14 protein-coding genes and 1 tRNA gene are annotated in these 13,997 nt (G+C 62.1%); 6 read left to right on the forward strand and 9 right to left on the reverse strand.

Features of this window, described 5'->3' with window-relative positions:
• Nucleotides 1-105 precede the first annotated feature (105 nt).
• A complete protein-coding gene (locus ACYU81_RS08170) occupies nucleotides 106-885 on the forward strand; it encodes a transglutaminase-like domain-containing protein (protein WP_460987161.1) in 780 nt (259 codons plus the stop codon).
• A 320-nt stretch (nucleotides 886-1,205) separates the two neighbouring features.
• On the opposite strand, the gene ACYU81_RS08175 is transcribed toward ACYU81_RS08170, so the two are convergent.
• Both ACYU81_RS08175 and ACYU81_RS08180 read right to left on the reverse strand, forming a co-directional pair.
• Nucleotides 1,206-1,526, reverse strand: coding sequence for a hypothetical protein (locus tag ACYU81_RS08175; RefSeq protein WP_449470751.1), 321 nt, complete (start codon nucleotides 1,524-1,526; stop codon nucleotides 1,206-1,208).
• 40 nt (nucleotides 1,527-1,566) lie between these two features.
• Nucleotides 1,567-1,926, reverse strand: coding sequence for a hypothetical protein (locus ACYU81_RS08180; protein WP_449470753.1), 360 nt, complete (start codon nucleotides 1,924-1,926; stop codon nucleotides 1,567-1,569).
• Between the two features lie 111 nt (nucleotides 1,927-2,037).
• Between ACYU81_RS08180 and ACYU81_RS08185 the strand changes: the two genes are divergently transcribed.
• The 4 genes from ACYU81_RS08185 (at nucleotide 2,038) to ACYU81_RS08200 (ending at nucleotide 3,490) form a co-directional block, all read left to right on the forward strand.
• Nucleotides 2,038-2,376 carry a hypothetical protein gene (locus tag ACYU81_RS08185; RefSeq protein ID WP_449470754.1) on the forward strand — a complete coding sequence of 113 codons (339 nt, stop codon included), beginning with the start codon at nucleotides 2,038-2,040 and terminating at the stop codon, nucleotides 2,374-2,376.
• A gap of 253 nt (nucleotides 2,377-2,629) precedes the next feature.
• Nucleotides 2,630-3,001 carry a DUF6481 family protein gene (locus ACYU81_RS08190; RefSeq protein WP_449470756.1) on the forward strand — a complete coding sequence of 124 codons (372 nt, stop codon included), beginning with the start codon at nucleotides 2,630-2,632 and terminating at the stop codon, nucleotides 2,999-3,001.
• Nucleotides 3,002-3,116: 115 nt separating this feature from the next.
• Nucleotides 3,117-3,308, forward strand: coding sequence for a hypothetical protein (locus ACYU81_RS08195; RefSeq protein WP_449470757.1), 192 nt, complete (start codon nucleotides 3,117-3,119; stop codon nucleotides 3,306-3,308).
• Nucleotides 3,305-3,490 (forward strand): hypothetical protein, encoded by a 186-nt coding sequence (locus ACYU81_RS08200; protein WP_449470759.1) that lies wholly within the window; start codon nucleotides 3,305-3,307, stop codon nucleotides 3,488-3,490. The genes ACYU81_RS08195 and ACYU81_RS08200 overlap by 4 nt, the downstream gene beginning before the upstream one ends.
• 359 nt (nucleotides 3,491-3,849) lie before the next feature.
• On the opposite strand, the gene ACYU81_RS08205 is transcribed toward ACYU81_RS08200, so the two are convergent.
• Nucleotides 3,850-3,936: transfer RNA gene (locus tag ACYU81_RS08205), tRNA-Leu, on the reverse strand.
• A 151-nt stretch (nucleotides 3,937-4,087) separates the two neighbouring features.
• On the opposite strand from ACYU81_RS08205, the gene ACYU81_RS08210 reads away from it, so the two are divergent.
• A complete protein-coding gene (locus ACYU81_RS08210) occupies nucleotides 4,088-4,570 on the forward strand; it encodes a hypothetical protein (RefSeq protein ID WP_460987162.1) in 483 nt (160 codons plus the stop codon).
• An 81-nt stretch (nucleotides 4,571-4,651) separates the two neighbouring features.
• On the opposite strand, the gene gltB is transcribed toward ACYU81_RS08210, so the two are convergent.
• The 6 genes from gltB to ACYU81_RS08240 form a co-directional block, all read right to left on the reverse strand.
• Nucleotides 4,652-9,172 carry a glutamate synthase large subunit gene (gltB, locus tag ACYU81_RS08215; protein WP_460987163.1) on the reverse strand — a complete coding sequence of 1,507 codons (4,521 nt, stop codon included), beginning with the start codon at nucleotides 9,170-9,172 and terminating at the stop codon, nucleotides 4,652-4,654.
• Nucleotides 9,169-9,705: a DUF2059 domain-containing protein gene (locus ACYU81_RS08220; protein ID WP_460987164.1), complete on the reverse strand. Its 537-nt coding sequence runs from the start codon at nucleotides 9,703-9,705 to the stop codon at nucleotides 9,169-9,171. Before ACYU81_RS08220 ends, gltB begins: the two co-directional genes overlap by 4 nt.
• Entirely contained in the window at nucleotides 9,702-11,153 is a 1,452-nt protein-coding gene (locus ACYU81_RS08225) for an NAD(P)-dependent oxidoreductase (protein ID WP_460987165.1), read from the reverse strand. Before ACYU81_RS08225 ends, ACYU81_RS08220 begins: the two co-directional genes overlap by 4 nt.
• A gap of 163 nt (nucleotides 11,154-11,316) precedes the next feature.
• The gene (locus ACYU81_RS08230; RefSeq protein WP_460987166.1) at nucleotides 11,317-12,126 is read right to left on the reverse strand and encodes an undecaprenyl-diphosphate phosphatase; all 810 of its coding nucleotides are present in this window, start codon (nucleotides 12,124-12,126) and stop codon (nucleotides 11,317-11,319) included.
• Nucleotides 12,127-12,300: 174 nt separating this feature from the next.
• Nucleotides 12,301-13,248, reverse strand: a complete 948-nt coding sequence (locus tag ACYU81_RS08235) for a complex I NDUFA9 subunit family protein (RefSeq protein WP_460987167.1) — start codon at nucleotides 13,246-13,248, stop codon at nucleotides 12,301-12,303.
• An 89-nt stretch (nucleotides 13,249-13,337) separates the two neighbouring features.
• Entirely contained in the window at nucleotides 13,338-13,916 is a 579-nt protein-coding gene (locus ACYU81_RS08240) for a TMEM165/GDT1 family protein (RefSeq protein WP_460987168.1), read from the reverse strand.
• Between the last annotated feature and the right edge of the window lie 81 nt (nucleotides 13,917-13,997).

A 13,997-nucleotide genomic window follows, 5' to 3' on the forward strand; every position in this document is an offset into this window, starting at 1 on the left:
TGCGGTGCCCGCAAGCCCCTTTTACCAGAATTAATTCGTCGCCGAAGGAGCTGAGGAGCGCCTCAGGCTTTGTGCGGCGAAGCACTCGTAAAGCAAAGACTTCCCATGAAGATCGCGATCTCGACCGAGCTCAACTACTACGTGCCTGAAAAGGCCGATCTGCTGCTGCAGCTGGAGGCGGCGATCATCCCTGAACAGCGGGTGCTCGACGCGTACATCCAGCTGCCGCCAACGGAACACTTTGCACGTATCGCGGGGCACGACACCATCGGCGACCGAATCTGGCTGCGCACCCAGGGTCAGCTGACTGTGCGATACGACGCCATGGTCGAGATCAACCGGCTGACGGCCGACATCGCCCAGTTCGACGCGGTGCCCCCGCACCGTTTGCCGGGTGAGGTAATCGAGTACATCCTGCCCTCTCGCTACTGCGCCTCGGACGAGTTTCAGCCGATCGTTTCTGACCTGTTCGGTGACACCATCGGCGGGCAGCGCGTGGCTGCGATCCGTGATTGGATCGCGGCGAATCTGACTTACGAGGCGGGCAGCTCGACCGCAGCAACCGGTGCCATGGACACCTACCATTCGCGTGATGGTGTCTGCCGCGACTTCGCGCACCTGATGATCAGCATGACAAGGGCGAGCGCCATCCCTGCGCGCTTCTGCAGCGTTTACGGCATCGGCGTGGAACCGCAAGACTTCCACGCTGTGGCCGAAGTCTTCCTCGACAACACCTGGTACATGATAGATCCGACGGGCATGTCTACGCCCGACACGATGGCGAAGATCGGCGTCGGCCGCGATGCCGCCGACGTGTCATTCCTTACCAGCTACGGCAGTGTCGAGATGCAAAGCCAATCGCTTCAGGTAACCCCGGTGACCTAAAGACCGTCCGGGTCAATTCTGCGAGGATGGTTTGTCCAGACCCCCACCGGAATTGATACGCGTTCTTCCATCTATTCGCGCTTCAGGCCGGCCGCACGACGACGCGGACGTCTGGCGCATCAAATGGGAGCGACGGTCCACCCCATGAGCTCGCAGGGGCTTCCGACCCATCCCGGTTGTTCAGCCGCTAATTTTCCGTTCTCAACTGCGGTCGGTCTGCTTCTTCATTCTGCATGCCCAAGACTGGCCGATTTCGGACTGACGCGTTCGGAGCGGAGATGTAGGGATCGCGGCCGTTCATATGGCTTTGACTATCGCCCCTAGTCGCCGTTGGCATCGACTGTGAAAATCATCGTTTTACCTCGTGACGCAGGATCCCATCCTGCCAATAACGCCGCCCGCACGCCCCGTGCGGCAATCGTGTCGTTGATGTGGGAACGCCCTTTCGGCAATCCTTTCATCAGGCGCTTGGGCGTAGGAAATTCCAGTATGGCCTCGCGCGGCATGTCTTGCTGACGCAACGAGACAGTCATGCCCTTCCAGCCATCACCAGAGGATAGCTGGGGCTCGCTCAGCAGTTCCCAGTCATATTTGAATCCGTCGATTTCGACTGTGCCGCCATGGCTGCGGATATTGGACATGGTTCGCCCCTAGCATGCAGATGTCGGTACTTCACCCCCTTCACTGATAGTGCAGCGTCTTCCCGAACCCCTCATTCGCCTTGGTCATCCTGGCCAGCTTCCTGAGGTGACTGCGAACATGCCGCTCGAACCGTATATCGTCATGGATGCTCGTCGCCGGATATTCGTCCTGGCCGATCAGTTCCTTAAGGCGATTGGCGAACGCGGCCTGCTTTTGGGGGCAATCGCCATGCCTGAGCGCGCGACAAACCCACTCTTCGGCAGCGGCCTTGTCATAGTCGTCGCGCGCCTCATAACCGCGCCGGTCCGCCGCCGCCTGATCCAGCCTTGACGCCTCAATCCGGCGTTCCAGCCACATGCGGACCTGTTCTCCGTCCCATGGTTTCAATGAATCCGTCATCGCTGTTTCCCATTCCAGTTCTCGGCAAGGCGCGGAGCGATATACTTGCCCGAATAATGCAGCAGTGCGCATCGCTATAGCCGACAGACAATCAGGCGGTTAAATCGACCCATGGCCCGCAAGCGTTCGAAATACGATCCCTATGACCATCTCCCACAGGAAGATGAGGCTCCTGAAGCCCCCGTGCCCTGTTGGCTGTGCGGCCGACCAACCGGCAAGACCATCGTCTGGCATCACCCCATACCCAAGAGCCGCGGCGGGCGCGATGTCGTGCCGATGCACTCCATTTGCCAGCAGACGCTGATTGCCAACTTCACCAATTCCGAACTTCAACGCCACGGGATGGAGGTGGCGGGCCTGTTGGAAAATCACAACGTGCGCAAATTCGTCGACTGGGTGGCGAAGAAGGATCCGGACTTCACGGCGACCATCGCGAAGAAGCAACGCTGATTGGGCGGACTGTCGGCGCTACAGTCCCTCGTTCGATAACAGGAGTCATGACCTCCTGGACCCAGGGAATGGAAGATCGGTGGTCAGAAAGCGGCAGTGCGGATCAGACCGAAGGGATCGCATTCGCATCGCGCAATCTCGCGACCTTGAGATCAAGAAGGTTTTTTGCTAGCGGCTCTGGCTTCAACGGCAAATACGACGTGCCTTTGCAACACGCGGTGCGTCATCTAAATCGAATGTTCAAGGATAAACATTGCCTTCCTATAAAGCTCCCTCGTTCCAAGACCGTATTGCCGCAGCAGGATCGGCCAAGCAAAAGGCCTTGGATGCACTGAAAGCCAAGCCGCCCATCGACGAGGCAGTTATGGCGGAACGGCGCCGAGCGCGCGAAGCGCAGGATCAAGCAATTGCAATCGAGCGGGCGGCCAAGGCTGAAGCCGCTGCTTTAGCCAAAGCTCAAAAGGCGGAACGCAGAGCGGCCGAGCAGGCGGCGGAAGCTGAAAAACAAGCCGCCGCTGAGGCTGCGGCAGCACTCAAGGCCGCCAGGCTGACGCCCCCCAGCGCTGCTGAAATGAAAGCCGCTCGGGATGCTCGCTACGCTGCGCGCAAAGCTCGAAATAAATAGCTGATGCAGCCCTCCTACAGGAGGGCTGCGAGGATGCCCGACGCGCACCGTCCAGGGCGAGTTGCTCAGGGCAACGTGCCGACACGCAGCATCCACGCTAATTCTGGAGAACAGTATGGCCGATTTGTATCAGAAGGCATTGGAGTCGGAACGCCGAAGCCTGTGGGCCGAATGCAGGCTGAAAGGCCTTGCAAAGGATACTCCGGAGCGCATCCGTATAGCGGAACTGGACGAATTGCTTGCGAAGCATAAAGCCAAGAAAGGCGGCGGATCTGCTCCGTCCGGCCCTGAGGCGGAAATTCCATGAACGGGTACATCAAATTCGAGACGCCCGATGGCGATGTCCTCGCGATTAATGCAGACCGTGTCAGCTTTGTTCGACGTTACAGAGGAACTGATCAAGCCAGCGCCATTAATTTCGAAAAGGGGCATTACATCGTCGTCAGGGGCGACCTCGATGCAGTAATGGAAGCGCTCGCCGAGGCGTAATTCGCTGAGTTTGACCCTTTGTAGCCGTTCGGCGGCCAAATTTCCGGCCCTAGCTGCGGACCATCCGCTTTTTCAACTCCTCCATTCTGGGATGGCCGTTTGCTGACTGGCGACTTTCCGGGCAGCGGGAGCCGGAAGCTGCCGCTCCGCCGCGACCATCGTACGATGCAACAAAATCGGCAATAGGGTTGCGGAGATAAATTCTAGATCAGGTTGAAAACTACGCAGCCTGAGCAGATGCGAGGATAGCATCTCTGACCCACGTGCCCAAAAACCACGCCGGCAAACCCTTCAGAACTGCGCCATTCCTCAGGCGCAGCATGCCCGAAGGCGAAAATTAGTTACCTTGTCAAACTGAATGGTGCGGTCGAGAAGACTCGAACTTCCACGGCCTTTCGGCCACAACGACCTCAACGTTGCGCGTCTACCAATTCCGCCACGACCGCACATCTGAAGGGAAACCGGCGGTGCCGGTGCCTTGGTAGGAGGCGGCCCTTAGCAAAGGCCTTGGACCCATGCAACAACCGATCTTCATGTGCGTTTCTTTTGCCGGGTGTTGGCGATGATTCAGGCGAGCGCGGAAGAGGAGAAGGTCGCATGTCCCCCCGTTTCTGGTTGTTCAGCTTGGCGAGCGCGGGGGCCGCGTTGGTCAGTGGGCTAGGCCTTGGCCTCTACGCGACGACGCCGCCACGGCTGTCCTTCACCGATGTGCAATCCTCCTCCTATCCCGCGTCACCTATCTCGGTCGCGCAATCGGAAAGCAGCACCGATCTCGCCGGGCCTGAGGAGATCAACTGCAAGGGGTGCGGCCCGACCCTCGCAGACCGGCAAATGGCAAGCATGACTGCGGGCTGGAGCGGCTATGATGATCCGGTTGTGCAGCATTATGAAGCGCAGGATCAGCAAGCCGACGATTGGCAACCGCTTGAGGATGCCCCGCCATCGCCGATGCACAGACTGCCAGCCAACATAGACCGGTTTGCGAACGGTGACGATGCGCAGCCGCAGCCGACGCAACTGGCGCAAGGCAATGGCGCGAAATTCGATTCTGCGCCTGCCGTTTCACCCGTTCCCTATTAGGCAAGGCAGCGCAGAGGCCCGACGCACTGGCTGACCCAAGCAAAAGGGGAGGAAAGCGCTCTGCCTTTCCTCCCCCTCATCCTATTCCGCAGCCACCACCTCGGCGCTTGCATCGCTCAAAGGATGGGTCAGCCGGTGCACCATCTCCTTGGGGCAAACCTGCCAGAAATGACGCCGCCAGCGATCCCAATCATCCAGGATCGTGTTCGACCATTTGCTGTCGGTCGTGACCGCATGCTCGGCGATCAGCGCCTTTAGCTGCGCTTCCCAATGGGCGCTTTCCAGCCGCTGCCAGATGATGTTTTCCGGGTTGGCGCGCCGTTCGAAGCTGCCGTCCTCGTCCAGGATGAAGGCCATGCCGCCGGTCATACCCGCGCCGAAGTTCGCGCCCGTGCGCCCCAAGATCACCGCCGTGCCGCCGGTCATATATTCGCAGCCATTGGCGCCACAACCCTCGACCACCACCTGCGCGCCCGAGTTGCGGACGGCGAAGCGTTCACCCGCCTGTCCCGCCGCGAACAGCTTGCCCGCCGTCGCGCCGTAGAGGACGGTGTTGCCGATGATGGTGTTGTCCTTGCTCGTCAGCGGCGAGGAAACGGTCGTGCGCACGACGATGGTGCCGCCCGACAGGCCTTTGCCCACATAATCATTAGCATCGCCAAAGACTTCCAGCGTGATGCCCTTGCACAGGAACGCGCCCAGCGACTGACCGGCCGACCCCCGCAGCCGCACGGTCAGGTGCCCGTCCGCTAGGGCAGACATGCCGAACCGCTCGGTCACCGCCGCCGACAGACGGGTGCCAACCGCACGATGCGTGTTGCGCACCGTATAGGTCAGCTGCATCTTCTCGCCCCGCTCGAACACGGCCTTGGCATCGCGCATCATCTGCGCGTCCAGGCTGTCGGGCACCTCGTTGCGCCAAGCCGTCAGGCTGAAACGCCGCTGGTCATCAGGCGCGTCCACTTTCGCGAGGATGGGGTTCAAATCGAGGTCGTCCAGATGCTCGGCACCACGATTGACCTGCTTCAGCAGTTCCGTGCGCCCGATCACTTCGTCCAGGCTGCGATAGCCCAGCCGCGCCAGCACTTCGCGCACTTCCTCGGCGATGAAGGTCATGAGGTTGATGACCTTCTCCGGCGTACCGGTGAACTTCTCGCGCAGCTTCTCATCCTGCACGCACACGCCCACGGGGCAGGTGTTGCTGTGGCACTGGCGCACCATGATGCAGCCCATCGCCACTAGCGACAGCGTACCGATGCCGAACTCCTCCGCGCCCAGGATCGCCGCGATCACGATGTCGCGCCCGGTCTTTAGGCCCCCGTCCGTGCGCAGCTTCACCCGATGGCGCAGGCCATTGAGCGTCAGCACCTGATTGGCTTCGGAAAGCCCCATTTCCCACGGCGTGCCAGCATATTTGATCGACGTCTGCGGCGAAGCACCGGTGCCGCCGACATGACCCGCGATCAGGATGACGTCGGCATGCGCCTTCGCCACGCCCGCCGCGACCGTGCCGATGCCTGCCTGGCTCACCAGCTTGACGCACACCCGCGCGCGCGGGTTGATCTGCTTGCAGTCGTAGATGAGCTGCGCGAGATCCTCGATCGAGTAGATGTCATGGTGCGGCGGCGGCGAGATCAGCGTCACGCCGGGCGTCGAGTGGCGCAGCTTCGCGATGAACTCGGTCACCTTGAAACCGGGCAGCTGGCCCCCTTCGCCGGGCTTGGCGCCCTGCGCGACCTTGATCTCGATCTCCTCGGCGGACCCCAAATATTCGGCATGAACGCCAAAGCGGCCCGACGCGATCTGCTTGATCACGCTGTTCGCATTGTCGCCATTCTCATAGGGCTTGAAGCGGGCCGCATCCTCGCCGCCTTCGCCCGACACAGCCTTTGCGCCGATCCGGTTCATCGCGATCGCCAGCGTTTCATGCGCTTCCGGCGACAGCGCGCCCAGCGACATGCCGGGCGTCACAAACCGCTTGCGGATTTCGGTCGTGGCCTCAACCTCGTCAATCGGCACCGCCTCGCGGGCAAAGTTGAACTCCAGCAGGTCGCGGAGGTACACCGGCGGCAAGTCGCGCACCCCGCGCGAAAATTGCAGGTAGGTCGAATAGCTGTCCGTCCCGACCGCCGTCTGCAACAGGTGCATCAGCTGCGCCGAATAAGCGTGGCTCTCGCCGCCGTTGCGCTGACGGTAGAAGCCGCCGACCGGCAGGCGCACCACCGCGCTGTCATAGGCTGCCTCATGCCGCAGCACGGCGTTATGATGCAGCGACGCATAGCCTTCGCCTGAAATCTTGGCGGGCATGCCGGGGAACAGGTCGTTGACCAGCGCGCGGGACAGGCCAACCGCCTCGAAATTATAGCCGCCGCGATAGCTGCTGATGACCGCAATGCCCATCTTGGACATGATCTTCAGCAGGCCTTCGTTGATCGCCGTGCGGAACCGTTCGAAGCAATCTTCCAGCGTCAAATCGCCGAACAGGCCGCGCGCATGGCGATCGGCAATGCTGGCCTCGGCGAGATAAGCGTTCACCGTGGTCGCACCGACGCCGATCAGCACCGCGAAATAATGGGTGTCGAGCGCTTCGGCGCACCGCACGTTGATCGACGCGTAGCTGCGCAGCCCCTTGCGGACCAGATGCGTGTGCACTGCCGCCGCCGCCAGCACGCCCGCTATCGCCACCTTGTCGGCATTGACATGCTCGTCGGTCAGGAAGATTTCGGTGCAGCCTTCGCGCACAGCCTGCTCCGCTTCCTCTCTGATGCGGGTGATCGCGGAGCGCAACTGTTCCTGCCCGCCTTCCGCCGGGAAGGTGCAGTCGATTTCCGCCACCGCCGGGCCGAAATGCGCCTTCAACCGCGCCCATTCGGACGAGACCAGCACCGGCGATTCCAACACCAGCACATGGCTGTTCTGCGTATCCTGCTCCAATATGTTGTGCAGATTGGAAAAGCGCGTGCGCAGACTCATCACATGCCGTTCGCGCAAGCTGTCGATCGGCGGGTTGGTGACCTGGCTGAAATTCTGGCGGAAGAAATGGCTGACCGTGCGCGGCTTGTCGGAAATGACGGCCAGCGGCGTGTCATCACCCATCGATCCGACGGCTTCCTTCGCATCCTCGACCATCGGGGCGAGGATCAGCTCCATATCCTCCAGCGTCAGGTTTGCGGCAACCTGGCGGCGCGTCAGCTCGGCCTTGTCCCACGCGGGCAGGGCGCTGGCGGTCTGCGGCAGATCGCCGACCTTCATGAAGTCCTTGATCAACTCGGCATAGGGCCGCTCGCCCGCAATCTGGTCCTTGATCGCGCGGTCGTCATAGATTGCGCCTTCCTGCAAATCGACGGCGATCATCTGCCCGGGACCCATGCGGCCCTTCTTGACGATGGTGGTTTCGGGCACGACGACCATGCCGGTTTCCGACCCCACGATCAGCAGGTTGTCGCCGGTCAGTGTGTAGCGCAGCGGCCGCAGCGCATTGCGATCGACGCCCGCCACGACCCAGCGGCCATCCGTCATCGCCAGCGCGGCGGGGCCGTCCCACGGTTCCATCACGGAGGCGAGATATTCATACATGTCGACATGCGCCTGTGGCGTTTCGCCAGCAGCGGCCTGCCAAGCTTCCGGCACCAGCATCAGCTTCGCCGTCGGCGCATCGCGGCCAGACCGGCAGATCGCCTCGAACACGGCGTCGAGCGCGGCGGTATCCGACGCGCCAGCCGGGATCACCGGCTTGATGTCCTCCGAATGATCGCCAAAGGCTAGCGAAGCCATCTTGATCTCGTGGCTCTTCATCCAGTTCTTGTTGCCGCGAATGGTGTTGATCTCACCATTATGCGCGAGCGTGCGGAACGGCTGGGCCAGCCACCATTGGGGGAAGGTGTTGGTCGAATAGCGCTGATGGAAGATCGCGACCCGGCTTTCGAACCGCTCGTCGCGCAGGTCCGGGTAGAAGACCGACAGCGACTCCGCGAGGAACAGGCCCTTATAGATGATCGACCGGCAGCTCAGGCTACAGATGTAGAAATCCTGTATCTGCGCGGCAATCACCTTCTTCTCGATCCGGCGGCGGATGAGGTAGAGGTCCTTTTCAAACTCGACCTGATCGCGCTCCTCCGGCATCGGCCCGGCGATCATGATCTGCTCGATCTCGGGACGGGTGCGCTGCGCCTTCTCGCCGATGACGGACACATCGACCGGCACCTGACGCCAGCCATAGATGGTGTAGCCCGCCTCGATGATCTCGGATTCGACGATCGTGCGGCAGGTCTCCTGCGCGCTCAAATCCGTGCGCGGCAGGAAGATCATGCCGACGGCCAGCCGGTTGGGCAGGGGCTTATGCCCGGAATCCGCGATCGCATCGTCAAAGAAGCGCACCGGCAGGTCGACATGAATGCCCGCGCCATCGCCGGTCTTGCCATCCGCATCGACCGCGCCACGGTGCCACACGGCCTTCAGCGCATCGATCGCCGAAGCGACCACGCGGCGGCTCGCCCGGCCATCCGTCGCGGCGACAAGGCCGACGCCGCAGGCATCGCCTTCAAATTCTGGGCGGTACATGCCTTCACGCGCGAGGCGGATGCGTTCGCTTTCCGTGGTCATGATGAACTTCCCTTGATCTTCTGTGACGCGGCCCACTCTTCGACCGCTTGTTTGATTTTGGCCTCCAGAGCAGGCTGATGCTCGCTGGATGCCTTAAGGCCGATCTGCGCCAGTCGCGGCATCATCTGTGGCATGACACTTTGCGCCTTGCGCATCACAGGATCAGTTTGGAGGACGGCTAAGCGTTGTAACTCTGCTGCACTGAAATAATCCGCATAGATCTGCGCCGCGTCATCGAGCGCCGTCCGCTTCATATCAGCAAGCATCGCTACCAGTTCCTCGTTCACGACACGGCGTAATGTCTGTTTCAGATCGGCGGGCATGGTGATGCCCAACTTCGATTCTTGCTGGACGACATTATGTTCGAAAGCAGTAGTAGCCATCGCCAGACCCGTCTGTTCCATCTGCCGCTCAAAGTCGGTGGCCACCAGCAGGTCGCGCGCAGCCGCGAGGGCGGCCAGCCGGTCGCCGGTTTGGGCGCTCGCTGGTGCGACTGCAAAGGCCAGGGCCAGGGGGATAGCAATCAGCCTCATGCCGCTTGTCTCTCGCCGACCGCAGCCTTGGCCTTCGCCTTCAGATAACGGTGCATATGCTCGGTCACATCACGGCCGTCGCGGATCGCCCATACGACCAGCGAAGCGCCCCGCACGATGTCGCCAGCGGCGAACACGCCGTCCATCGACGTCATCATCGTCTTGTGATCGACACGCAGCGTGCCCCAGCGGGTGACCGACAGATCCTCCGCGCCGAACAGCCTCGGCAACTCTTCGGGATCATAGCCTAGCGCCTTGATGACGAGATCAGCGTCCAGCGTGTGTTCAGTGCCCGGATCGGCCTCCGGCGCGCGGCGGCCCGAAGCGTCGGGCTGGCCGAGGCGCATCTTCGTCACCTTGACGCCGGTCACATGTTCCGTGCCCTCAAACGCGATCGGCGCGGAAAGCCAGACGAACTCGACGCCTTCCTCCTCGGCATTCTGCACCTCGCGCTGCGATCCCGGCATATTCTCCCGGTCGCGGCGATAGAGGCACTTCACCGAAGTCGCGCCCTGACGCACGGCCGTGCGGACGCAGTCCATCGCCGTGTCGCCGCCGCCGATGACGACGACCTTCTTGCCATTGGCGTGCAGCGATCCGTCCTCATGCTCCGGCACTGCGTCACCGAACCCGGCCTTGTTGGAAGCGATGAGGAAGTCGAGCGCCTTGACCACGCCCGGCGCGCCGACCCCCGGCGCCTTGATGTCGCGCGGTTTGTAGACGCCGGTGGCGATCAGGATGGCGTCATGGCGGCTGCGCAACTCTTCCATCGACGCATCGCGGCCGACCTCGAAACCTTCATGGAAGATGATACCGCCATCCTTCAGGCGCTGGACCCGGCGCATGACGACGTCCTTCTCCAGCTTGAAGCCGGGGATGCCATAGGTCAGCAGCCCGCCCGCGCGGTCGTGCCGGTCATAGACATGCACCTCATAGCCCGCGACGCGCAGATATTCGGCGGTGGTAAGGCCCGCCGGACCCGCCCCGATCACGCCCACCGACTGACCCAGCGGCTTGCCAGGAACCAGCGGCTCAACCCAGCCTTCCTTCCACGCGGTGTCGGTGATGAACTTTTCAACAGAGCCGATCGTGACCGCGCCATGGCCCGAAAACTCAATAACGCAATTGCCTTCGCACAGCCGGTCCTGCGGACAGATGCGGCCGCAGATCTCCGGCATCGTGCTGGTCAGGTTCGACAGCTCATAGGCTTCGCGCAGCCGTCCCTCGGCCGTCAGGCGCAGCCAGTCGGGGATATGATTGTGCAACGGGCAATGCGTCGCGCAATAAGGCACGCCACATTGCGAGCAACGCGCCGCCTGCTCTTCCGCTCGCTCCAGAAGAAAGCTGCTGCTGATCTCCAGGAAATCGTCGGCGCGATCGTGGGCCGAACGCTTCTCGGGATAGGCTTGGCCCGTTCCCACAAATTTCAGCATCGGATTGTCAGCCATGGTGAGTCCCTAAAATCTGTTCAGGGCTCACATAGCAGAAAAACCGCCAAAGTCACGCGGATTCGAGTATAAAGGTCATATTGGCTGACCTAAACTGAGGCTATTCCCAACACGCTTGGTCGAATGAGCGATCGGCAAGGCTAAATCTATGACCGATTCGGACCTACCTTAACCACAGCCATATGAGTGTGCCCGTCCCAGCGATGATCCGATACCAGGCAAAGGGGACAAAGCCCTGCCGAGAAACCAGGCCGACGAACCACCGGATAACCAGCAGCGCGACGATGAAAGACACGACAAAACCCAAGGCAATGCTGCCCCAGCCCACCGTGGCGGAGGTGACATCGCTACCCTTTTTCAGCAGCTCCAGCGTCGATGCGCCCAGCATCGTCGGGATAGCCAGAAAGAAGCTGAACTCCGCCGCTGTCCGCCGCTCGACCCCCAGCGCCAGCGCGCCCATGATCGTCGCGCCCGACCGGCTGACCCCCGGGATCATGGAGATGCACTGGATAAACCCGATGCCGATAACCCGCGCCAACGGGATGTCGGCTATGCCGTGAAAGCGGTTATCCTTCGCCATCCGCTCGATCGCCAAAATGGCGATGCCGCCGATGATCAGCGCCCAGGCGACCACCTGCGGCGCCCCCAGAAGCACCTCGATATAATCATGCATCGCCAGCCCGATGACCACGGACGGCAAGAAAGCGACTAGCAAATTGCGCAAGAACCGCCAGCTCATCGGTTCCTTTCGCAGCAGCCCCATCGCCACCGCCCAGAATGTCCGCCAATACAGCACGACCACCGCCAGGATTGCGCCCAGCTGGATGATGATGTTGAACATCGCCCAGGTCGCCGCGTCATAACCCAGCAGTTCGCTCGCCAAAATCAGGTGCCCGGTGGAGGACACCGGCAGGAATTCGGTCAGCCCCTCGACGATGCCAAGCAGGATGACCGTCAGAAAATGGAGGTCCATGGGCGGCTCTGGTCCTTGAACTGGAAAGGGAAATCCGCGCGGAACCCGGCGGAGGAAAGATCGCGCTTATTGTGCAGATGCGGGACGCGCGTGCAATGCACGGCAACGCTCATCGCCGCGCCATCCCGTCATTCCATCGACAGCTGGCAGGCGGCGATGGCTCGCGCGCTCAGGTCAGGCCTTTACGCGCCCGGCGAAGCGGCCATGGCGGCGGTAGCGGACCAGCCAGCTATCGGCGATCGCTTCCATCGGCGTGGGTGATACGCCCAACTCAGCAAGCCCCGGCATCCCCGCTGACACGATATTGTCCTTCTGCAACATCGCATATTGATCCCGCGTGATCGGCGCGCCCGGCAGCCAGCCAAAGCTCGCGATGGCCGATGCGATCGGCGCAGGCACCGCGATCAGGCTGCGATTGCGACCAATGGCCTTGGCGATCCAGCTGTTCAGCTCCATCATGCTGAGCTGTCGCGGGCCGCCCAGTTCGAATGTCTTGCCGCCATGAAGGCCGGGGTCCGCCGCCGCATTGACGATCGCCTGCGCGACGTCGGCGACATAGACCGGCTGGAATTTCGTATCGGCGCCGATCACCGGAACCACCGGCAGGCGGCTGATCAGCTCGGCGAAGCGGTTGAGGAACTGATCTTCCGGCCCAAAAATGATGGACGGACGAATGATGGTCGCGGCAGGGAAAGCTGCCCGAACCGCCACCTCGCCCGCAGCCTTGGACCGTCCATAGGCCGAAGGGCTCTCCGCATCCGCGCCGATGGCCGACACATGAACCAGCGCCTTGACCCCGGCCTCCGCCGCAGCCCTCGCCACATTGGCCGCGCCGTCATGATGCGATCCTTCCAGGTCGCCGCTCAGCACGCCGACCAGATTGATGACGATATCGCTCCCTGCGATCGCCCGAGCGACGCTCTGCGCATTCCGAATATCGGCCGCAATGAGTTGCTTTTGCCCCAACGCGCCCAGAGGCTGGATGCGAAAGGCGCTCGCCAGGTCGCGCTGGGCTATGCGCACCCGCGCGCCGCGTTCCATCAGGGCCTGGGCGACCTGTCGGCCAAGGAAGCCGCCGCCGCCGAACACCGTAACCAGATTGTCCTTCATCACGCGTTCCATGCCTGTCCTGCTTGGGGAAAATGACTTAGCTCCCCTTGCAACAGCCGCCGCCCGCTGACAACAGCCGGGCGGCGGTCCCTGTTCCTTTTTTAACCGATCCAGCCTTGCAAGTCCGCGATCATCCACAGGCCAAGGGCGAGGAACATCAGCGCCGCGCCGATCTGCAACGCGCGCATCGGCACTTTCTTGGCCAGCGCCTCGCCAAACAGCACCGCAGGCACATTGGCGATCATCATGCCCAGCGTCGTGCCCGCCGTCACCATCAGCACATTGTCGAACTGCGCGCCCAGCGCCACCGTCGCGACCTGCGTCTTGTCGCCCATCTCCACCAGGAAGAAGGCGATCAGCGTCGTCACGAAAACCCCCGCCTTCGACGGCGCCTTCAGCGGCTCGTCCTCATCGATCTTGTCGGGGATCAGCGTCCATCCCGCCATCGCGATGAAGCTCGCCGCCACGGCATAGCGGAACCATGGCTGCGTCAGCACGCCCGCGATCGAATGACCGACCAGCGCCGCGAGGAAATGATTGGCCATGGTGGCGAACAGGATGCCGAGTATGATCGGCACCGGCTTCCTGAAACGGGTGGCGAGCAGCATGGCCAGCAACTGCGTCTTGTCGCCCATCTCGGCGAGCGCGACCAGTGCGGTGGAGGTGAAGAGAGCGTCCATCGATAACAATCCGGGGCCGGGCGTAGGGTTGAAGACGCAATGCCACCGCCTCTTCCCGCCCGGCCGGACAGGGAAGAGCCG

The sequence above is a fragment of the Sphingobium sp. TomTYG75 genome, from assembly GCF_054771635.1.